Source organism: Serinicoccus chungangensis (genome assembly GCF_001483745.1).
Lineage (GTDB): Bacteria > Actinomycetota > Actinomycetes > Actinomycetales > Dermatophilaceae > Ornithinicoccus > Ornithinicoccus chungangensis_A.
In genome coordinates this window covers 242,606-263,025 of record NZ_LQBL01000003.1, presented here as the reverse complement: position 1 = coordinate 263,025, position 20,420 = coordinate 242,606, and the positions used below count along the sequence as shown (strand labels likewise).

Here is a 20,420-nt window from a genome sequence, read left to right as displayed (position 1 = left end):
TGGGCCAGGACGACGGCGAGGGAGAGCCCCACGTATCCGGTGCCCGCGATCGCGATCTTCATCGGAGCCCTTCAGGTTGCGAGTGGCCAGCGAGGGTGAAGCCGGGTAGAGAGCTCCCAGGTGACCACTCTGACGCCGTCCTAACTACACGCTGGAGAACGTCCTTCGGGGCCGCTATATGGCCCTGCCCCCAGTCACCCATAATGACTTTGACGCGGTCGAAATCAGCAGCATTTAACCACGGGTGCATGTGAGCGTCGACGTGGCTGTCCGTCCGGTTCTGTAGGTAGGCAACGTAGTTCTGCATGGGACGAGCCGAGTAGAGCCGGACGAGATTGGTCGTGACGGTACTGGGGAGCGAGGCAAGCTCCTTACCAGCCCAGCACGTGTCTCGCCACACCTTGACCGGTCCAGGCACGTAAGCCGCGATATCGGTCTGCGGGTTCATCACAACGGCGAAGGAGTCCGGGACGAGGTTAGAGAAGTACAAAGCTGCGAAGCCTCCGCCCGAGGCCCCGAATAGAACGACGCGTTCTGGCTGGACGGCAGAGATGCACTTCCGGATGGTCCTGACGATCATGTCCTGCAGATCAGGTTGGTGCAGGCTGCCTGCGTACCAGCCAAGGCGCAGCCGGTCGCTACAGTAAAGGGAGGGATCCGAGAAAGACAGGCGTGAGACCCCCAGTCCTCTCGTTAGTCCCGCGCCCGAAAACCGCGGCAATCTCGTTGTCGAGCGTTCGAGGGCCCCGTCGAAGACGACGACTAGTGAGGGCCGCGAACCGTGGACAAACGAGAGGTCGAGGGGCAGGCCCCCGTGCCAGATCGTGTGTAAACCATGGTCTGCGGGCGAGTCTTCGAACGCCGAGACGCTGTTATGTTCCGTCGATTTGGAGCCATCGGGGAGATTGCGCAGTGCTTCGAAAGAAGGGGGTTTGGGTTGAGGCGAAAATTCGTCATCGGGCAACGACACGGTCAGCCCTCCGGAAGGTGATGTGTGCTGTGGGCGCCCATTACCACAGCGTACGGGCGCCCGTTAGCTAGATCGGTCTGCAGCCGTGCCTCTGCCTGCTCCCACTCAGCTGCCATCCAGGAGCTGTGCTCCTGTCGAAAACGCTGCATGCCACCAGGGTTAACCGTCAGCTCGCCGAAGAGAACATCTTCATGGCGGGCGTAGAGATCTACGCGTACGAACGGTAAAGGCACCGCGAGGGATAAGAGTTCGGCGACCCGGACGACCTCCTCAAGGTTGGTCGGCACCGGCACCAGGGGAGACACCTGCCGCGCGGGAGTGACTTTACCCAGGTCGTGCCCAGACTCGTCGACGTACCGGTACTGGGCAACTGTGGTGTCTGCATGCTGCGGCATTCGCCTAAGCATGATGTGCAGCACCTTGCCGTAAGCGCAGTAAACTTTCACATCGTCGGGCAACGGCGCATCAGAAGAACCTGACAGAAGAAACTCCTCAGCAAAGATCGGGAGCCGACGGCCGATCGCCTTGGACGCCACTAGACCCCGCAGCTCGTCGGCATCAAACTCCCTCATTTGGTCGACCGTGGAAAAACTTCTTCCTTGTCGACGCAGCGGCCAGACGGAGGCTCCGCTGTGGCCTGTGTTTGTTTTTAGTACGAATTCTTCTGGGAGAAGGTCCCAGTCGATGAGAAACGGATCTTGCCATGAGCCCAAGATCTGCGGTATTCGAATACCGTGACTCGCGGCAAGCCTGTAATTGAACAATTTGCGGAGTAATTGGCGGCGCGGGTGGGATCGAGACTCGGGGGTCGCGGCTAGGTGGCTGCCGATGCGTCGCTCCAGTAGAAGATGCCCGAAGAAGTCGGGATCGTTCCAGGTTGGTCCGTTGCTCATTTAAGTGGGTCCTTGTTCATCTTGAAGTCTGCTCTCATGTCGCAGGTCAGAGTCCGCGGCAAAACTTGCGATCTGAGAGGCCAATGATTCGTAGACCGCTCGACTGTAGTGGAATGGGGCCAATCCCCACTTATGCTCTGGATCCGCAACAGCCTCCGTCGGTGACACCGTGACCAAGGGTAGGCCCAGGGTCGTATGGACCACCTCGTAGTAGGCCTGCATGATCTCATTGGCGCGATCTGGCATTAGGGAGTACGAGGGCGGCGCGGGTGTTCCTTTGGCAGTGGTGGTGGCCCACGGAGGGGCGACCACGAGGGTACGCTTCAGAAGATCAAGTGAATCTAGCTCGGTGCCGAACCGGGTCACCGCATCCGTGAAACCGCGCAGATGCTGGTCAAGTCCGAAGGTGATACGCGAGCTGGTTGGCGGCAGGGCTGCCTCCAGACCGGTCGAGAGCGTGTCCACTGAGCGCGTAACCACTTTTCCATTCGCGAGCCGATTGGCACCGAGACGTTCGTCGAACAAGTCCCACAGCAGCAGGTCGATGCCCTCACTGTGCTGTCGTAGTAGCCCGAGTAGAGACCCCTCCCAGTCGCCCATGAGCATCCGTCGCTGAAACGGCGAGGTGGACTGAAACTCTGGGGGAGCGTCTGTGTTCGGGCCAGACGTTGCGCTCCACAACGATTGTCGAGCGACGTAGGTGACAAGCTCGAATTGGGAGTCAGCCAAGAAGTCGAATGTGTCCCGGGAGACACAGCTGCCGTAGATAAAAGTACGATTCACCCGTCTGCGCCCGTAAAGTCGGGTAGGCGCCGCCCGCCTAGAATAAGCTGCTCGATCGCGGCGACGCTGCGTGCGGCGGCCTTGCCGTCTCCGTACGGATTGACGGCGTTGGCCATGCGCATGTAAGCCGACTCGTCATCGAAGAGTGAACTCACCTCGGAGACGATTCGCTCCTCGTCGGTGCCGATGAGACGCACCGTGCCTGCGTCCACCGCTTCGGGGCGCTCCGTGTTCTCCCGCATGACGAGGACCGGCTTGCCCAGGGACGGTGCCTCTTCCTGCACCCCACCGGAGTCGGTGAGGACCACGCTCGCCTGGTTCATCATGCGGGTGAACTCCCCGTAGGCCATGGGCTCGGTGACACGTACGTTGTCGCAGCCCTCAAGCTGCGGGAGTACCGCCTCCCGCACGATGGGGTTGCGGTGAGCGGGGAGCAGGATGGTGACGTCCGGGTAGCGGTCTGCCAGGCGGCGCAGCGCCCGTCCAACGCCCTCCATGGCACCGCCCCAGTTCTCACGGCGGTGGGTGGTGACGAGTAGCAGGCGACCCTGGCCACCGTGGATCTCTTCGAGGACGGGATCGGAGAACGGAATCTGTTCAGCGACGGTGTGTAGCAGGGCATCGATCACGGTGTTGCCCGTCACGGCCACGGTCGCTGGATCTATCGACTCACGCACCAGGTTCGCCTTGGAGGTCGGCGTAGGGGCGAGGTGCAGCGTGGTGACCTGGGAGGTGATCTTGCGGTTCGCCTCTTCGGGGAAGGGGGAGTGAATGTCACCACTGCGCAGACCGGCCTCGAGGTGCACCACGGGGATCTGGCGGTAGAAGGCCGCGATGGATGCCGCCGCGACCGTGGAGGTGTCGCCCTGCACCAGCAAGGCGTCCGGATCGACCTCGGAGAGCACCGGGTCGAGGCGCTCGAAGACCTTGGCCATCAGCACATTGAGAGCCTGCCCATGGGCGAAGACGTCGAGGTCGAAGTCTGGAGTGATACCGAAGATCTCGTTGACCTGGTCGAGCATCTCGCGGTGCTGGCCCGTGACGACTGTAATCGACTCCAGCCTTTCGCTCGACTCAATGGCACGGATCACGGGGGCCACCTTGATGGCCTCCGGGCGGGTGCCGTAGACGGTCATCACTCGTCTGTGCGGGTTCATGCGTGGGTCAGCCTTCCCATGGTCGTGATCACTGCGGCCGCCTCAGACGCGGACTCGTCCACGCCCCGGCGACCTTCGGTCGTCTCCCGCAGCAGCTCGGCCGCGGTGTCGTGCTCGCCCTTGGCGACGTTCCACGCCCACCAACGATAGGCGCGGGCCGTAGCACTCGCCTCACCGTCCTGGATGAGGTTGCCCTCGTGGATCCACAGTGCCCGGGTGCACATCTCCTCGATAGTCTGCGCCGCGTGTGACACCAGAAAGACAGTGCCGGCACGTGCCCGGATCTCCGTCATGCGCGCCTCGGCCCGTTGTGCCGAGGCGGCGTCCCCCGTCGACAACACCTCGTCGAGCAGCAAGATCTCCGGCTCTGCCGCTGCAGCGATGGCAAACCTGAGGCGTGCACCCATGCCGGACGAGTAGGTGTTCATCGGGCGGTAGACGGCGTCACCGATACCCGCGATCTCGAACACACGGGGGAGGGTCTCAGTGACCTGGGAGGGCGTGAACCCCAGAGAGAGAAGACCGAGTCGAGCATTCTCTGCGCCCGACAGCTCTGGCTGGAGGGCGGCGGAGACCCCAAGCAGCATGGGCTGGGCACGGGCCAGGACCCGGCCACCGCTTGGGAAGTCGAGCCCGGCGATCAGCCGCAGGAGTGTGCTCTTGCCCGAGCCGTTAGTTCCGACGATGCCGATGGTTTCACCGGCGTGGGCAACGAAAGACACCGAGTGCAGGGCATGGACCGCCGTGGTTGATCCGCCCCGTAGCCATCCGCTCACCCTTCTACGCACGCCGCTACCGGGTGGCCGGCTTTCGGCGACATAGAACGTGCGGCTGACGTTGTTGACGACCACCGTCGGCTCACCTTCACTGCTGACCATAGGTCTCCTCCCCGCGCCAGAAGTACCAGAAGCCCAGGATCGGCGTGATTGCCGCCCAGAGGCCGAGGAACATCCAGTTCTCCAGGCTGGGCACGGTGTCGTAGAGGAGGAGATCCCTCGACATGTCGAGGACGAGGTAGAGCGGATTTGCCTGCAAGATCGCCTGCCAAAGGGGGTCGGTGACGAAGCGGTCGATGGCGAAGAAGACCCCGGATGAGTAGAACCAGATACGCACGATGAAAGCGGTGAGGTTGCGTAGGTCCGGAAGTGCCGCACCGAGCCGAGCCGTGTACATCGTGATCCCAAGGTTGAACATTGCCTGCAGGACGAAGACAGCGGGGAACAGCAACCAGGTCCAGGTTACCTGCGTCCCTGGTGGGACGACGAGCAGCAACAGCGCCATCGTGACGAGCACGGGAAACATCGACAGCGTCTCTCGAAGGAGCGCCGAGAGGGGAATGGCGGCACGCGGAAAGGTGAAGGCGCCAACGATGCCCTTGTTCTGGGACATCACGGTGATGCCCTGCTGCATGCTGCCAGCGGTGAAGCGGAAGAGGAAGACGCCGACGAGCAGGAACCCGGTGAAGTTGTCGATCCCCCGGGAAGTGTTGAGGATCAGCCCGAAGATCAGGTAGTAGGCGAGACCTTGAAGGATGGGGACCCCGATGAGCCACAGGTTGCCCAGGAGAAGGTCCCGGTTGCCGGAGAACGCCTTGGTGCGGGCCTCGGCAGTGATGAAGTGTCGCCGCTGCCACAGCTGGCGCAGATAGCTAGCGAGCGTCGGTCGCTGCCCTATGAGCTGCCACTCGGGCGCCACGGAGCGATGCGAGGCGCGGGGGGTCATGTGCCCATTCTCCACAAACGTGCCGAGCTGGCCGTCGCGACGTCGTACACCTCTCGGTAGGTCTCGGCGAGCGCTCCCCAGGTCCGGTCTGCGGCCAGCACTCGACCGCGGGCCGCGACCTCCTGGCGGCGGTCCTCGTCCCGCAACAGACCGTCGATCGCCTCGGCGAGCGCAGCGGGGTCGCCGGGCGGCGTCAGCAGCCCGGTCTGGCCCGGCACGACGATCTCGGCCAGCGCCGGGAGGTCGGAGGCGATCACCGGGCGGCCGGCGCCCATGGCCTCGACCACCTTGAGCGGCGGCACCAGCCGGGTCACCTCGTGGTCCTCCCGTGGCACGACGACGGCGTCGAGCGCGTCGAGCCAGGCGAGCGCCTCCGGCCTCGGCAGCCGGCCGGGCAGCAGGAACACCTCGGTCAGACCCAGCGCCTCGACCCGGCGGGACAGCTCGGGCCAGGCCAGCCCGTCGCCGACGACCGCACCGCGCACGTCCGCGCCCTGCGCGCGCAGCAGCGCGACCGCCTCGACGAGGTCGGCCAGCCCCTCGTAGTGCACGACCGACGACACGGCCCCGACCCATAGGCCGGCTCCCGGCAGACCGAGGCGCGCCCGTGCCCGCTCCGGCGTGATGTCGCGCTGCAGGAGGGCGGCGTCGATGCCGTTGGGGACGACGCTCACCCGGCCCGGCTCGACACCCCGCCGGACGAGGTCGGTGCGCATGGTCTCGCTGATGGTCACGACGTGGTCGGCGGCGGCCGCCAGCTCGGCCTCCCGGGCGCGCCACGCGACGAACCGGCCGCTCGCATAGGGGGCGGGGTCACCCGCCCGGCGGCGTGCCGAGGCCCAGGTGCGTTCCAGCTGGCCGCGCACCTCGTGGACCCAGGGGAGACCGAGCGCGCGGGCCGCGGCCTGGGCGGCCAGCGCGTTGGGGTAGTGCGTGGTCGAGTGCAGGTGGGTGGCGCGGTGAGCGCGGGCGAGGCGGGCGAGGTCGGCCGCCCACCGGTCGATGCGCCCGGCCTCCCCGGGGGCCAGGACGGTCGGGACGCAGCGGTGGTAGGGCACGCCCTCCACCACGTCGACGTCGGCGGTGAGCACCCGACCGATGGAGACGGGGTATGCCGGTCGCGTCAGCGCGGCGACCTCGATCCCGGCCTGCTGCTGCGCGCGGAGGACCGCCTGGCTGCGCAGGGTGTAGCCCGACCGGGTCCACGGCAGGGAGTTCGTGAGGGCATGCACGACACGCGGTCGGGACGCATCCGTGCCCCAGTCACGTGGTGGCACGGCGGGTGCGGGTCGTGGGCCGGGCTGCAGCGCCTCCACGTCGCCGGCCAGCTTCCTCCGCAGGCGGCGCGGCACGTCGTCGTCGGCGAGAAGGGCCTCGACCTCCTCGAGATCACCCACCAGCCAGGCCCACCGGGCGCGCGCGCCGCCACCCCCGGCCGCATCGGGACGCTGGCCGGCGTGCACGGCCAGCGCGCGAGAGAGCGCACCGCTGCGGCGCTGTCGGGAGAGGCGCTCGCGTGCCTGCTCAGGCCGGTCCAGCAACAGCTCGCCCCACACCGCCGTGGCGGACGGACTGTCCGTACGGGTCGCCACCCGGCCCAGCAGCCCCCGAAGTCGGCGCGGAGCCCGGCGCCCGGCCTGGACAGTCAGCCACGCGGGGTCGTCGACGGCCATCGCGAGCACCGTGACCCCGGCCGCGCCCAGGTGCCGCGCGCGCCGCCAGGGGCGAGCGGGCGTCATACCCCGAGCCTGTCGTGGCGCAGACCGGTCAAGGCGTCCAGCAGGACCCCGGCCGCACCCGACTCGCTGGCGTGCCGGTCCACCCAGTGCCTCATCCGTGCGGTGTCCTGCTGCGGCCCGGTCTCGGCGAGCGCCCCCCAGGCACGGGCGAGGCCCTGCGCATCGCCGGGCGCGGTCGCGAAGCCCGCCCCGGTCTCGCGGACGATCGTGGCCGTCTCACCGGTGGCCGACGCAGACACGTGCAGCCCAAGAGCCAACGCCTCGTAGAGCTTCGAGGGCACGGTGCTGTCGAGACCGGGCCAGTCGCGCAGGCTGACGAGGAAGGTGTCGCACCACTCGTAGTGCTCCGCCACCTGGTCGCGCGTCACCGGTCCGACGAACTCCACGGGTGCCTGCAGCTCGCGTGCGAGGCGACGCACCGATGCCAGCCGGGCCCCGGTGCCCACCACCCGGAGGATCACGTCCACCCCGTCATGATGGGCCAGGTATGCCGCGCGAACGGCCGTCTCGAGGCCCTGGGCGCGGCCCACGGTGCCGACGTACACGATGCGCAGCGGACCGGTGGCGCGGGGGACCGGGACCGGCGTGGAGGGGTCCGGCAGGCCGTGGTGGGCGTTGCGGACGGTCACCACCCGGGTCACCTGTCGCCCCCGCAGGGTGGTGGCGAAGCTGTCGGTGGTGGTGACCACCAGGTCCGCCGACCGTTGCAGCCAGGTGACTCCGGTCGAGACCAGCCGCACCACGCCCGCACGCACGGCATCCCGGGGTGTCTGCCGGTCCCCGGAGGCGGCGCCCCCGAGGATGTCCGGCCAGGCGTCGCGCATCTCCAGCACCAGGGGGGCGCGCAGGAGGGTGGCGACGGCGCGTCCGGCGAGAGCGGTCGGCAGACCCGGGACCGTGGCGACCACGACCTCGGGGCGCAGCTCGCGACGACGTCGCCAGGCCGTGCGCACCGTGTCCGCGGCCGACACGACCTGGTCGAGCAGCAACGAGCGCGCGCTGCCCGTCGAGGGCCGGAAGCGGACCCGGTGCACGGTCTCGCCGTGCTGGCCAGGATGGGCGTGGCCGACCTGTGCCGGGTCCTCGCCGCTCAGCAGGCGCCCCGTCGGGTAGTGCGGTGCCGGTGCCACCACGTGGACCTCGTGCCCCGCCGCCACCAGGTCCCTGACCAGGGCGGACCACCGCAGCTGCGGCGGTCCCGTCTCGGGGGCGTAGTAGTGGCTGAGCAGCAGGATCCTCATGAGGTGATCAGGTGGCCGTCCACCAGGACAGCGGGGCAGCGGTGTCCGGCCCCGTCGGCTCCGGTTCCGACGGCTCGGGAGCAGGGGGATCTGGCGTGGGGGACGGCCCGGGCTCGGTGCTCGGTGGGCTGCTCGGCGTGGGGTCGGTCGGCGTGGGGGTCGACGGCGGACCTGTCGGACCCGTGGGGGCCGGGGTGGTGGGCACCGGGTCAGGCGCCGGTGCCGGTGGTGGGGACCACGGAGACGTCGGCGGCTGCCACGGCGACGGTTCGGCCGTCGGTCCGACCAGCGACGGCGCGGGTGGCGAGGGCTGCGCGCTCGGTTCCTGGGGCCCGGCGGCACCAGCCGCCTCCTCCTCGGCCGCGCCGTCCTCGGCGGGCGGGCCGGCCCCGGCGTTGCCACCATCCTGCGGGGCATCCTCCTCGGCCTGCTGGTCGCCGCCGAAGACCGCCTCCTGCACGATCTGCGCCCACCGCTGCCCGCCGAAGATGTTGACGCTGAGCGGGTCGCGGGCGGACACCGTGGCGTCGACGATGCCCTCGTCCTGGAAGACCTGGGCCACGTCGACCAGCTCGACGTCGGCCTGATCGGCGGCCCACTCACGGACGGTGTCCGCCACGACGGGTTGACCGTCGCGGCGAGGGGGCTGGACGACGTAGCGCACCTCTGCCTCCGGCAGCTCCTGGGTGAGCTCGTCGTGCAGGTCGCTCAGCTGACCGGGGAGGTCGTCAGGGGTGTTGGCGCGCCCGAAGCTCACCAGCACCAGGTCGGGGTCGTCTCGGACGAAGAGGTCGAGGCGCGCGGCGGCATACTCCGGGGTCCCCTGCACCAGGCTGGCGTTGTCGATGTCCACGGCCGGGCCCTCGCCGCCGAAGTCGACCGGGTCGCCCCAGCGGGTGGGATCCTCCGCCAGCGTGCTGGTGAGCTGCACGTCGCGTGAGCCGGTGAGCTGGCGGGCCCACGCGGCGACCCAGTCGTTCTCGTGGGTGCCGGTCCGGTCTCCGAGGACGAGGACGGACAGGTCCTCTCCCTCCTCGAAGCGCTCCTCCAGCGAGGGCGGCTCCGGTTCCTCGGTCGTCGGGGACGGGGAGGGCGTGGGTGTCGGCTCGGTCTCGGGCTCGTCCTCGGTCGGTGGCGAGGTCGCCTCGGCTGCGTCGTCGGCGTAGGGGTCGCTCACCGTCGGGGGTTCCCAGTCGCCGCGGAGCGTGTCCCACCAACCGGAGAACCCGCGCTGCGAGAAGCCGATGGCCACCAGCGCCACGATGAGCACGTTCGTCAGGATGACCACGAAGCCGAGACCCGTGGACCTGACCCTGGAAGCGCCGCTCACGAGGCACCATTGTGCCGCAGCAGCCACCAGATCCCGGACCCGGCGAGTCCGAGGCCCGCCCAGAGGAGCGCCACGCGCGCGTGGGTCCACCCGGGGCGCCGCGAGAGGCGTTGGTAGAGGTGCTCGCGGTGCGCCTCGGTGAGCCGTTCCCCTCGTGCCGCGCGCCGCACCAGGGTGAGGCCGGTGTCCGCGACCGAGGGGAGCAGCGGGAGGAGCAGCAGCAGCACCTGACCGCCCCCGGACTGCTCCAGGAGGAGGCCTGCGGTGACGAGCGCCCCGACGAGGTAGCTGCCGCAGTCCCCGAGGAACATCCGGGCCCGCGGGAGGTTCCACGGCAGGAACCCGGCCGCCGCCCCCAGGGTGAGCGCTCCCAGGGCCACGGCCCCTCCCGTGTCACCACCCAGCACGGCGACGAGCCCCCAGGCCATGGCGGTCAGGGCGGTGATGCCGTTGATGCCGTCCATGAAGTTGACGACGTTGACCAGCACCGGCATCGCGACGGCACCGAGGAGGGCCGTGCCGGGCCCCCCCAGCAGCGAGCCGAGCCCGGCGCCGACGAGGGCGAGCAGCACCAGGCGCACGAGCGGGCTGGGCTCACGCAGGTCCACCGCGAGGCCCAGCAGAGCCGTCACGGCGCACGCCGCCAGCGCGACCCACGGCAGGTCGGCCTCTCCGACCAGCTCGGCGGCGGCGGCGGTGAGCAGGACGCCCAGGAGTAGCGCCAGACCTGCGCCCCGCAGGGTCGGGGTGCCGTGGGACGAGCGGTGGTTGGGGACGTCGACCAGGCCCCAGGAGCGCAGCAGCGGGGCGAGGGCGGGTGCGGTCGCCGCGGTCAGCAGGCCCGCGCCCACGGCCAGCGCCGCGGGGGCGAGGTCGCTCATGCCGGGCGCAGCACGCTCTCGGCGGGGTCGGAACGGTCACGCAGCCACGCGATGAGCTCGGGGGTGCTCGAGAGGCGGCCGGAGGGCACGTCGTCAGGGTCCAGGCCCGGCACCCGCACCGACCAGAGGAGGTGGTGGCGGGTCTGCTGCTGCTCGTCCAGCCCGAAGAGGTCCTCGGTGAGCTTCTCGCCCGGCCGCAGCCCGACATACTCGATCGTCACGTCCGGGCGGCCCGACATGGTGATGAGCGTGCGGGCCATGTCATCGATGCGGACGGGTACCCCCATGTCCAGGACCAGGACGTCGCCGTCCGAGCCCAGGGAGGCGGCCTGCATGACGAGCTGGCAGGCCTCGGGGATGAGCATGAAGAAGCGCTCGACGTCGGGATGGGTGACGGTGACCGGCCCACCGCGCTCGATCTGCTCGGTGAAGACGGGGATGACCGAGCCGCGCGAGCCCAGGACGTTGCCGAACCGCACCGAGACGTAGCGCCCGGGCTGGCTGAAGGCGAAGTGAGAGGTCAGCCGCTCCGTGACGCGCTTGGTGTAGCCCAGGATGGAGGTCGGGTTGGCCGCCTTGTCGGTGCTGATGTTGACGAAGGTCCCGACCCCGTAGGCCGCCGCCGAGCGGAGAACGTTGAGGGTGCCCGAGACGTTGACCCGCCACGCCTCCATCGGGAAGCGCTGGAGGAGCGGCAGGTGCTTGAGGGCGGCGGCGTGGAAGACGACGTCGGGCCGGTGCTGGTGGAAGACGCGGTCCACCATGCCGGCGTCGCCGATGTCGCACAGCACGACGTCCTCGCTCTGCAGCAGCCCGCGGCCGGTGAGGGAGAGCTGCACGGCGTGCAGCGCCGACTCGTCACGGTCGAGCAGCACCAGCCGGCGCGGGTGGAAGCGTGCGATCTGCCGGCAGAGCTCGGAGCCGATCGAGCCGCCCGCACCGGTGACCAGCACGACCTTGCCGGTCAGGTGGTCGGTGATGGCGCCCTGGTCGAGCTCGGTGCGACGACGACCCAGCAGGTCCTCGAGGTCGATGTCGCGCAGGTCGTCCGCGTGCGGGTCGGCGTCCAGCAGCCGGTCGAGGTTGGGCAGCACCTTGACCGTGAGCCCGGCCTCGCCCGCGAGGTCGTTGACCTCTCTCATCAGCGCCGAGTCGGCCCTCGGGATCGCCACGATGAGGTGGGTGGCCTCGTAGCGCCTCGCCACGCGTCCCATGGCCGTCCGGTCGCCGCGCACCCGTATGCCGTCGATCCGCAGCTTGCGCTTGCTGCGGTCGTCGTCGAGCAGGGCCACCGGCCGGAAGGGTGAGGTGTCGTCCTGCAGCATGTTGGCCACGAGCCGCCGCCCCAGCACCCCGGCGCCGTAAATGATGGCGGTGTGGTCGACCTCGCGCCGGACCGCGGCCCGGGCGCGGTAGGACCGCACGACGAAGCGCGCGGCCAGCATGAGCGAGATCGCCACCGCGGCGCCCACGCTGGGGACCGAGCGCGGCACGATGTAGGGCTGGAGCCAGATGGCCCACACGCTGACGATCAGCGCCGTGAGGAGGGCGGCCCGGCAGACCGCCGTGACCTCCTCGAAGGACCCCCGGATGTGCTTGATGAGGTAGGGCCCGAGCAGCATGCCCAGGATCAGGTGGATCGCGGCCGCGGTCCCGGCGACCACCCAGGTGTCCGTGACGAAGGCGCGACCGGCGTCGTACTGGAACCTGATCCAGGTCATGCCGAGGATCGCCACCGCCCACACCGTCCCGTCGCCGAGGGCCCAGAGCACGCGTTTGAGCGCATCCGGGACACGACGGGGGCGTGGGCTCACGAGCATCCTTGGGGGGAAATGGTGCGGGGCATGACAAAAGGCCAGTCCCAAGAATGACCGCTCACCCGCAGAAAGGCAAGAGTGCAGGTCACAGGGTCGCTATGGCGGTGGGAACCGCAATGTGGGGAGAAAGAGAAGGTGGCGTCAGGAAGGGCGGTGAATTCTTTACCTTCCCTTTACTTCTTGCCGTTCAGTTCGTCTCGTCGGCGACCTGTTCCGAGCTCTTGCGGCTCGCCCGGGCGATGACGCGGCTCGACTCGCGGTTCGCCAGCATCCGGGCCAGGCCCACCAGGGCACCGGAGAGGACGGCGAAGGCCACGGCCTCCTTGAGGTCGATGTCGGGGTCCTCGGGGTTGGCCGGGGAGTCGCTGCCGGTGACGAACTTCCAGGTGCCGTCGGTGGCCTTGCGGGCGATGCTGCTGGCCGCGAGGACTGCGGCGACGGTCACGGCCTTGGCGACGAGATTTCCCATACCCCGATAGTGCCACAGCGCTCCCCGCGGCGAGCCCGTGGCGGCATTCCACCCTTTGGGGTGAGAGCGCTTCCGCAACGGTCTGCGCGGCGGGGCCTGTTTGATACGGTCTGGCCCTCGTCGCTCCGGCAGCGGCGGGCCAGCCAACGGCGGTGGACCGCCTCCCCAGATCCAGAAAGGCAGCCGCATCCCTCATGGTGCCGGACTTCCCCGGATGGATCGTCGTCGTGCTCTGGGTCCTGCTCGGGATCGCCGGCCTCGCCATCGTCTGGGCGTCGACGCGCAACACGCTGAAGGGCATGGACATGGTGCTCGGCCCCCCGGGGGGCGAGGAGGACCAGCGGGGGAAGGACCGCCTGCGGGGGGAGGGGTGGCGCCCCGATGGCGGTGGTAGTGTCGAGGACGACCACGACAGGGGAGCGCCCGAGCGCTGAGAGTGCGGCACCCGCCGCAGACCCTCGAACCTGCACCGGCTAGCACCGGCGAAGGAAGTCGATGAGGAGACGCTGCACCATGACCCATACCCGTCCTCGACGGACCACCACCGCCCTGACCCTGGCCCTCACCACCGGCCTCGTCCTCACCTCCTGCACCCTGACCGGTGGCGGCGACGAGCCCGGCGAGGACCAGGGCGCCCCCGCCTCCACGGAGTCACCGGACGCTGAGGGCGGCGACGACGACGCCTCGACCGACGGCGCCACCGACACGGCGCCGGCGCCCACGCCCGCCGACACCGGCACCGTGGTGCTCGCCGCGCACGACTCCTTCACCCTCCCCGACGAGCTGCTCGCGGCCTTCGAGGCCGACACCGGCTACGACCTCGAGGTCCAGCTCTCCGGGGACGCCGGGCAGATGGCCAACCAGATCGTGCTGACGGCCGGCAACCCGACCGCCGACGTCGTCTTCGGCATCGACACCACCTTCGCCACGCGCGTGGTCGGGGCCGAGGCGCTGGAGGCCTACCGCCCCGACGACCTGCCGGAGTCGGTGGAGGAGCACGACCTCGCCGAGGGGGCGGAGGCCTACCTCACCCCCGTCGACTACGGCGATGTCTGCGTCAACATCGACAGCGTGTGGTTCGCCAACGAGGGCATCGAGCCGCCGCAGACGCTGGCCGACCTCACCGACCCCGCCTACGAGGACCTCTTCGTCACGCCGGGCGCGAGCACGTCCAGCCCGGGCCTGGCCTTCCTGCTCGCCACGATCGGCGAGTTCGGGCCGGGGGAGTGGCAGGGCTACTGGGAGGACCTCATGGCCAACGGCGCCAAGGTCACCAGCGGGTGGACCGACGCCTACACCGTCGACTTCACCGCCGGCGGCGGTGATGGGGACCGCCCGATCGTCCTCTCCTACGCCTCCAGCCCGCCGTTCACCATCCCCGACGGCGGCTTCGAGCCCACCACCCGGGCGCTGCTGGACACCTGCTTCCGGCAGGTGGAGTACGCCGGCGTCCTCGCCGGCACCGACAATCCCGAGGGCGCCCAGGCGGTGGTCGACTGGCTGCTGAGCCCGGACGTCCAGGCCGCCATCCCGGACAGCATGTACGTCTTCCCGGTCGACGACGAGGTCGTCCTGCCCGACCTGTGGGCCCAGTGGGCGCAGGTCGCCGAGGACCCGATCGTCGTCAGCCCCCGTCAGATCGAGGCCGAGCGGGAGGCCTGGCTGCGCGAGTGGGCGGACATCGCCACCGGATGAGACGCGCCCCCGGGCTGGCGCTCGGGCTCGCCGCGCTGGTCCCGCTCGCCTTCCTCGCCGTCTTCTTCGTCCTCCCGGTCAGCGGGATGCTGGCCCGCGGGCTGTGGCCCGAGGGTCGCCTCGACCTCAGCGGCGTCCCCGAGGTCCTCGGCCGGGCTCGCACCCTGCGCGTGCTCACCTTCACCCTGGTCAGCTCGCTGGCCGGCACGGTCGTGACCCTGCTCCTGGGCCTGCCGGTCGCCTTCGTGCTCTACCGCCTGCGCTTCCCGGGCCGCGGGGTGCTGCGCGCGGTCGTCGTCATGCCCTTCGTCCTGCCGACGGTGGTGGTGGGCGTGATGTTCCGCTCGTTGCTGGCCCCCGGCGGCCCGCTGGGCGGGCTCGGGCTCGACGGCACGTGGGTGCCGATCCTGCTCGCCTTCGTCTTCTTCAACCTCGCCGTCGTCGTGCGCACCGTCGGCGGTCTGTGGGAGGGGCTGGACCGGCGCGCGGAGGAGTCCGCCGCCACCCTCGGCGCCGGTCCCTGGACGGTATGGCGCACGGTCACCCTCCCCGCTCTCGCGCCGGGCATCATCTCCGCGGCGACGCTGGTCTTCCTCTTCTGCTCCACCGCCTTCGGGGTGGTGCTCACCCTCGGCGGCCTGCGCTACGGCACCGTCGAGACCGAGATCTACCTGCTCACCGTGCAGTTCCTCGACCTGCAGGGCGCCGCGGTGCTCTCGCTCCTGCAGCTCCTGGCCGTCGTCGCCATGCTGGCCCTCGCGGCCCGCACCCGCACCCGGCGCGAGCAGACTCTGCGCCGGGTCGGCGCCCTGGCCGCGGCCCGCCGCCCCCGGCGCGGCGACATAGCGGCGCTGGCCGCCACCGCGCTCGCCGTCGCCTTCGTGCTGCTGCCCGTCGGCACCCTCGTGGTGCGCTCGCTGCGGGTCGGACCCGGGTGGGGTCTCGAGCACTACCGCGCCCTCACCGACCCCGACGCGACCGCCGCCCTGCGGGTGAGCGTCACCGAGGCGATGGCCAACTCGCTGCGCACCGCCGTCGACGCCACCGTGCTCGCGATGCTGCTGGGGCTCATCGTCGCCGTCGTCGTCTCCCGGCGCCCGCGCTCGCCGCGCTGGGCGCGCACGGTGTCGGTCCTCGACGGCGCCTTCATGCTGCCGCTGGGCATCTCCGCGGTCACCGTCGGCTTCGGCTTCCTCATCACCCTCGACCGCCCGCCGCTGGACCTGCGGACCTCGCCGATCCTCGTGCCCATCGCCCAGGCGATGGTCGCGCTGCCGCTGGTCGTGCGGACCCTAGCCCCGGTGCTGCGCTCGGTCGACCCGCGCCAGCGGGAGGCGGCCGCCACCCTCGGGGCGGGGCCGTGGCGGGCGGCGTGGACCGCCGAGGCGCCGGTGCTCGCCCGCCCGGTGCTCGCCGCGACCGGCTTCGCCTTCGCCGTCTCGCTGGGGGAGTTCGGCGCGACGAGCTTCCTCGCCCGCCCGGACCGGCCGACCGTGCCGGTCGTCATCTACCAGCTCATCTCCCGGCCTGGTGCCGACCACCTGGGGATGGCGCTCGCCGCGAGCGTGCTGCTCGCGCTCGTGACGGTCGTCGTCATGGGTGTGGTCGAGCGGCTGCGGGTCGGCTCGGTAGGAGCCTTCTGATGCTCGAGCTCGACGACGTCACCGTCACCTTCCCCGGCGCCACCGCCGTCGACCGGGTCGGCCTGCGCGTCGAGGAGGGCAGCGTGCTCGCCGTGCTCGGGCCCTCCGGCTGCGGCAAGTCGACGCTGCTGCGCGCGGTCGCCGGGCTGGAGCCGATCTCCTCCGGCTCGATCCGCTGGCGGGGCCGGGACCTGGCCGGGGTGGCGACCCACGAGCGCGGCTTCGCCCTGATGTTCCAGGACGGGCAGCTCTTCGCCCAGGCCAGCGTCGCCGACAACATCGGCTACCCGCTGCGGCTGCGCGGGCAGGGTCGGCGGCAGCGGGCGGGGCGGGTCGCCGAGCTGCTCGAGCTCGTCGGGCTCGGGGGGTATGCCGACCGCCGCCCCGCCACCCTCTCCGGCGGGGAGCAGCAGCGGGTCGCGCTCGCCCGATCGCTGGCCGCGGACCCGGCCCTGCTGCTGCTCGACGAGCCGCTCAGCTCCCTGGACCGGTCGCTGCGCGACCGCCTCGCCGGCGACCTGCGCGAGATCCTCACGACGACCGGCACCACGGCCCTGCTCGTCACCCACGACCACGACGAGGCCTTCACCGTCGCCGACCGGATGGCTGTCATGCTCGACGGGCGCATCGCGCAGGAGGGCGACGCGGTCGAGGTATGGCGTCAGCCGGTCTCCCGGGAGGTGGCCTCCTTCGTCGGCTACGACACGATCCTCGAGCCCACCTCGACCGAGCGTCGCTCGTGGTTGCCGACGGCCTCCCCGGGCGTCGCCGGCAGGGGGCCGGGGGCCGACCCGGCGTCGTCGGTGGTGGCGCTGCGCCGCTCGGCCCTGCGCGTCGACCCCGAGGGGGAGCTGCGCGGGGTGGTGCGGCGGGTGGTGACCGTCTCGGACGCGCTGCACCTCGAGGTCGACGTCGAGGGCGTCGGGCGTATGCCGGCGCTCGCCGCGGACCGGGGACCAGAGGTCGGCGACGACGTGCGGCTCACGGTGGATCCGCGAGGCGTCGCCCACCTTCCCGAGTGATCTGTCGACACCCGGGCCTTCTCACGCACGACCTGCGGCAAGATGAGGCGAGGTGTCGCGTGGCCGGAAGAAACTGCATACCTCGAGAGGCGGAGCCGATGCGGCCATGGGCACCACCGGGCCCTAGATTGGTGCCCCATGGACACCCCTGACGGCTGGCGGCCGGACACGCTCGCGGTGCGCGGCGGTCTGCTGCGCAGCCCGTTCGACGAGACCTCCGAGGCGCTCTACCCGACGTCCGGCTACGTCTACGGCAGTGCCGAGGAGGCGCAGGCGGCCTTCAACGACGAGATCGAGCGCTTCGTCTACAGCCGCTACGGCAACCCCACCGTCGCGATGCTGGAGGAGCGGATGCGGCTGCTGCACGGCGCCGAGGCGGCGCAGGCGACGGCCTCCGGGATGTCCGCCGTCTTCACCGCGCTCGGCGGCCTCTGCGCCGCGGGTGACCGCATCGTCGCGAGCCGCTCGCTCTTCGGCTCCTGCTTCGTCATCATCGACGAGGTGCTGCGCCGCTGGGGCGTGGAGAGCACCTTCGTCGACGGCACCGACCTCGACGACTGGGCGCGGGCGCTCCAGACCCCGGCGGCGGCCGTCTTCTTCGAGACCCCGAGCAACCCCACGCAGGAGCTCGTCGACATCGCCGCGGTGAGCGAGCTGGCGCACGCCGCCGGGGCGGTCGTCGTCGTCGACAACGTCTTCGGGACCCCGGTCTTCTCCCGCCCGCTGGACCACGGCGCCGACATCGTCGTCTACTCCACCACCAAGCACATCGACGGCCAGGGCCGCGTCATGGGCGGGATGATCCTCGGCCCCACCGCGCTCGTCGGCGGGCCGATCCAGACGCTGCTGCGGCACACCGGGCCGGCGATGTCACCGTTCAACGCCTGGGTCACCATCAAGGGGCTCGAGACGCTCACGCTGCGTGTGGAGCGCCAGGCGGCCAGCGCCCTGGAGCTGGCGCGCCACCTCGAGGGCGACCCGCGGGTGGCCCGGGTGTTCCACCCCTGGCTGGAGTCCCACCCGCAGGCGGAGCTGGCGCGACGCCAGATGACCGGGGGCGGCACCGTCGTCACCTTCACCCTCGACGGGGGTCAGCAGGAGGCCTTCGCGTTCATGAACGCCCTGCAGGTCGTCGACATCTCCAACAACCTCGGCGACGCCAAGTCGCTCACCACCCACCCGGCGACCACCACGCACAAGCGGCTGCCCGAGCCGGCGCGCGTGGCGGCCGGCATCACCGGCGGCACCGTCCGGCTCTCGGTCGGGCTCGAGGACGTGGAGGACCTGCGGGAGGACCTCGAGCGGGGGCTCGTCGCGGCCTTCGGCTGAGGCGGCGTCTGGCCGAGCGCTGTGCCGGGGATCGCGAGCTGCCATGAGGAGCCTGCGAGAGGGTTCGCGCCGACCCTTGAGGCACATGTGATGCACATCACAGTATCTGGATGCAACGATCCCGCTCTGAGGGACGTCTAGGGAGTGTCGGTTCGGGACAGCCGACGCAACCCCGTCGTGGGGGCCGCGTCACGCGGGACGGTGGGGAGACGGACGGTGGGGCGCCGGTTCAGGGACCGGCGCCCCACCTCCATACCCCTCGTCGACGCGTGACGGCAGCCCTCCGGACCTAGACTGGCGGGGACGCTACCTGGAGGTGTCACCCGATGACCCGCAACCGCCGACCCATCCTCGCCGTCACCACCCTCAGCCTCGCCGCCCTGCTCTCCGCCTGCGGAGACGCCGACGGCGGCACGGACGGGGAGCAGGCGGCCACCCCCACGCAGAGCGAGGACGCCGGTGGGGAAGGTTCCGGTGGCGAGGACGGCGAGGCCGACGAGAGCGAGGACCCCAGCATGAGCACCGACGAGCCCGGGGCCGGCGACAGGCCCACCCAGACCCAGATCGCCCCGGGCGGCGGTGACGTCTCGCTGCCCCTCGGCGCCGTGCCCGACGCGGTCGTCCAGCGCTCCGACGTGCAGGAGGCGGTCGAGGCCGAGGCGGAGCGCGCGGGGGTCGAGCCCGAGGCGGTGACCATCGCCGGCTACGCCGACGTCACCTGGAGCGACGGCTCGATCGGCTGCCCGACGCCCGGGATGATGTACACCCAGGCGCTCGTCCCCGGCCACCAGCTCGTCCTGGAGGTCGACGGCTCCTACGCCAGCTACCACGCGGCCGAGGGCAAGGCGTTCTCGTACTGCGCCCAGCCCGTCGGCCCGGCCACCTCGCAGTCCTCCGGAGGGCCCGTCACCGACCGCTGAGCGTCGCTCAGCCGGCCGGCCGCAGGGTGAGGGCCTGCACGAGGGTGCCGACCGGCCCCTGCTCGTCGTGCACCACCGAGGCGGTCTGCCCGATGCCCGTCGGGCCCCACGAAACCCGGGTGTCCAGCCCCACCCAGGGGCCCTCCGGCACGCGGTGCAGGTGCAGGGTGAGGTCGACGTTGGGGAAGAGCCAGTCGTGCGGCGCCTCCCGCCCGGCCGTGCCGTTGGCGGTGTCGAGCAGCCCCACCCACGACGCCAGCGCCGAGGCCTGCTCGTCGTCGCGGCCGCCGACGAGGGCCACGTCGGTGCGCACCCAGGTCCGGCCGCGACCGGCCCGCGACCCGGGGACCGAGCGGAAGTCCAGGCTGGCGATGAAGCCGCCGTCCCAGTGGTCCATGCCGTGCCACGGCTCCAGCTCCGACGGCGCGGGCATCTGCGCGTGCTCCTGGCCGGCCACGGCTGCGGTGTCGCTGCTCATGAGCCGCCAGGCGGTGAGCCGCACGGCGTCCCGGCCCCCGATCTCCACGCTGGCCTCGAGCAGCTCGATGGTCCGCCCGGGTCGCAGCACCCGGGTGGTGACCTGCATCTCCTCGCGCCGGATGAAGCCCAGGATGTCCACGCCCAGCCGCGCCCACTGCAGGTCCTCGCGCGGGTGCTCGTGCTCCAGCGCGTGCAGCAGCAGGCCGATGACCGGCGCGACGTGCTGCTCGTCCGGCGACCAGGCGCCCTGCACGTGCTCGGTCGGCGCATACCTGCCCTCGCCCAGCGCCGTGAAGTAGTGCCGCCCGTCAGCCGTCATGAGGCGCGAG

Annotated in this window: 19 protein-coding genes and 1 riboswitch; of the genes, 6 read left to right on the top strand and 13 right to left on the bottom strand. The window is 70.7% G+C overall.

Going from position 1 to position 20,420, the window contains the following annotated elements:
• Positions 1 to 58: 58 nt before the first annotated feature.
• The 12 genes from AVL62_RS16855 to AVL62_RS02815 form a co-directional block, all read right to left on the bottom strand.
• Positions 59 to 580 carry a hypothetical protein gene (locus tag AVL62_RS16855; protein ID WP_153011614.1) on the bottom strand — a complete coding sequence of 174 codons (522 nt, stop codon included), beginning with the start codon at positions 578 to 580 and terminating at the stop codon, positions 59 to 61.
• Between the two features lie 392 nt (positions 581 to 972).
• Complete coding sequence (locus tag AVL62_RS16400) at positions 973 to 1,863, bottom strand: ATP-grasp fold amidoligase family protein (RefSeq protein WP_083518612.1); 891 nt, start codon at positions 1,861 to 1,863, stop codon at positions 973 to 975.
• Entirely contained in the window at positions 1,864 to 2,646 is a 783-nt protein-coding gene (locus tag AVL62_RS18160; RefSeq protein WP_419177478.1) for a DUF6270 domain-containing protein, read from the bottom strand. It lies immediately after the preceding gene.
• Positions 2,643 to 3,782, bottom strand: coding sequence for a non-hydrolyzing UDP-N-acetylglucosamine 2-epimerase (wecB, locus tag AVL62_RS02855; RefSeq protein WP_153011613.1), 1,140 nt, complete (start codon positions 3,780 to 3,782; stop codon positions 2,643 to 2,645). Before wecB ends, AVL62_RS18160 begins: the two co-directional genes overlap by 4 nt.
• 17 nt (positions 3,783 to 3,799) lie before the next feature.
• Positions 3,800 to 4,654 carry an ABC transporter ATP-binding protein gene (locus tag AVL62_RS02850; protein ID WP_235585471.1) on the bottom strand — a complete coding sequence of 285 codons (855 nt, stop codon included), beginning with the start codon at positions 4,652 to 4,654 and terminating at the stop codon, positions 3,800 to 3,802.
• A gap of 13 nt (positions 4,655 to 4,667) precedes the next feature.
• The gene (locus tag AVL62_RS02845) at positions 4,668 to 5,525 is read right to left on the bottom strand and encodes an ABC transporter permease (RefSeq protein WP_058890161.1); all 858 of its coding nucleotides are present in this window, start codon (positions 5,523 to 5,525) and stop codon (positions 4,668 to 4,670) included.
• Positions 5,522 to 7,264, bottom strand: coding sequence for a glycosyltransferase family 4 protein (locus AVL62_RS02840; protein ID WP_058890160.1), 1,743 nt, complete (start codon positions 7,262 to 7,264; stop codon positions 5,522 to 5,524). Before AVL62_RS02840 ends, AVL62_RS02845 begins: the two co-directional genes overlap by 4 nt.
• Positions 7,261 to 8,505 carry a glycosyltransferase family 4 protein gene (locus AVL62_RS02835; protein ID WP_058890159.1) on the bottom strand — a complete coding sequence of 415 codons (1,245 nt, stop codon included), beginning with the start codon at positions 8,503 to 8,505 and terminating at the stop codon, positions 7,261 to 7,263. Before AVL62_RS02835 ends, AVL62_RS02840 begins: the two co-directional genes overlap by 4 nt.
• Before the next feature lie 7 nt (positions 8,506 to 8,512).
• A complete protein-coding gene (locus AVL62_RS02830) occupies positions 8,513 to 9,835 on the bottom strand; it encodes an SGNH/GDSL hydrolase family protein (protein ID WP_153011612.1) in 1,323 nt (440 codons plus the stop codon).
• Positions 9,832 to 10,716, bottom strand: coding sequence for a hypothetical protein (locus AVL62_RS02825; RefSeq protein ID WP_058890157.1), 885 nt, complete (start codon positions 10,714 to 10,716; stop codon positions 9,832 to 9,834). The genes AVL62_RS02830 and AVL62_RS02825 overlap by 4 nt, the downstream gene beginning before the upstream one ends.
• Positions 10,713 to 12,488: a polysaccharide biosynthesis protein gene (locus tag AVL62_RS02820; protein WP_235585470.1), complete on the bottom strand. Its 1,776-nt coding sequence runs from the start codon at positions 12,486 to 12,488 to the stop codon at positions 10,713 to 10,715. The genes AVL62_RS02825 and AVL62_RS02820 overlap by 4 nt, the downstream gene beginning before the upstream one ends.
• Positions 12,489 to 12,720: 232 nt before the next feature.
• A complete protein-coding gene (locus tag AVL62_RS02815) occupies positions 12,721 to 13,002 on the bottom strand; it encodes a DUF4235 domain-containing protein (RefSeq protein WP_058890155.1) in 282 nt (93 codons plus the stop codon).
• Positions 13,003 to 13,196: 194 nt separating this feature from the next.
• Between AVL62_RS02815 and AVL62_RS16850 the strand changes: the two genes are divergently transcribed.
• From AVL62_RS16850 to AVL62_RS02785, 6 genes are all read left to right on the top strand, one after another.
• Entirely contained in the window at positions 13,197 to 13,436 is a 240-nt protein-coding gene (locus tag AVL62_RS16850; protein ID WP_058890154.1) for a hypothetical protein, read from the top strand.
• A riboswitch (TPP riboswitch) is annotated at positions 13,406 to 13,510 on the top strand. (Overlaps the previous gene by 31 nt.)
• A 5-nt stretch (positions 13,511 to 13,515) precedes the next feature.
• The gene (locus AVL62_RS02805) at positions 13,516 to 14,697 is read left to right on the top strand and encodes a thiamine ABC transporter substrate-binding protein (RefSeq protein ID WP_058890153.1); all 1,182 of its coding nucleotides are present in this window, start codon (positions 13,516 to 13,518) and stop codon (positions 14,695 to 14,697) included.
• Positions 14,694 to 16,340, top strand: a complete 1,647-nt coding sequence (locus AVL62_RS02800; RefSeq protein WP_058890152.1) for an ABC transporter permease — start codon at positions 14,694 to 14,696, stop codon at positions 16,338 to 16,340. The genes AVL62_RS02805 and AVL62_RS02800 overlap by 4 nt, the downstream gene beginning before the upstream one ends.
• Complete coding sequence (locus AVL62_RS02795; RefSeq protein WP_058890151.1) at positions 16,340 to 17,362, top strand: ABC transporter ATP-binding protein; 1,023 nt, start codon at positions 16,340 to 16,342, stop codon at positions 17,360 to 17,362. Before AVL62_RS02800 ends, AVL62_RS02795 begins: the two co-directional genes overlap by 1 nt.
• Positions 17,363 to 17,500: 138 nt before the next feature.
• Positions 17,501 to 18,691, top strand: a complete 1,191-nt coding sequence (locus AVL62_RS02790) for an O-succinylhomoserine sulfhydrylase (protein WP_058890150.1) — start codon at positions 17,501 to 17,503, stop codon at positions 18,689 to 18,691.
• 326 nt (positions 18,692 to 19,017) lie between these two features.
• Positions 19,018 to 19,611 carry a hypothetical protein gene (locus AVL62_RS02785; RefSeq protein ID WP_058890149.1) on the top strand — a complete coding sequence of 198 codons (594 nt, stop codon included), beginning with the start codon at positions 19,018 to 19,020 and terminating at the stop codon, positions 19,609 to 19,611.
• Between the two features lie 7 nt (positions 19,612 to 19,618).
• On the opposite strand, the gene AVL62_RS02780 is transcribed toward AVL62_RS02785, so the two are convergent.
• On the bottom strand, positions 19,619 to 20,410 hold the full coding sequence (locus AVL62_RS02780) for a thioesterase family protein (RefSeq protein WP_058890148.1): 792 nt from the start codon (positions 20,408 to 20,410) through the stop codon (positions 19,619 to 19,621).
• Positions 20,411 to 20,420: the final 10 nt, after the last annotated feature.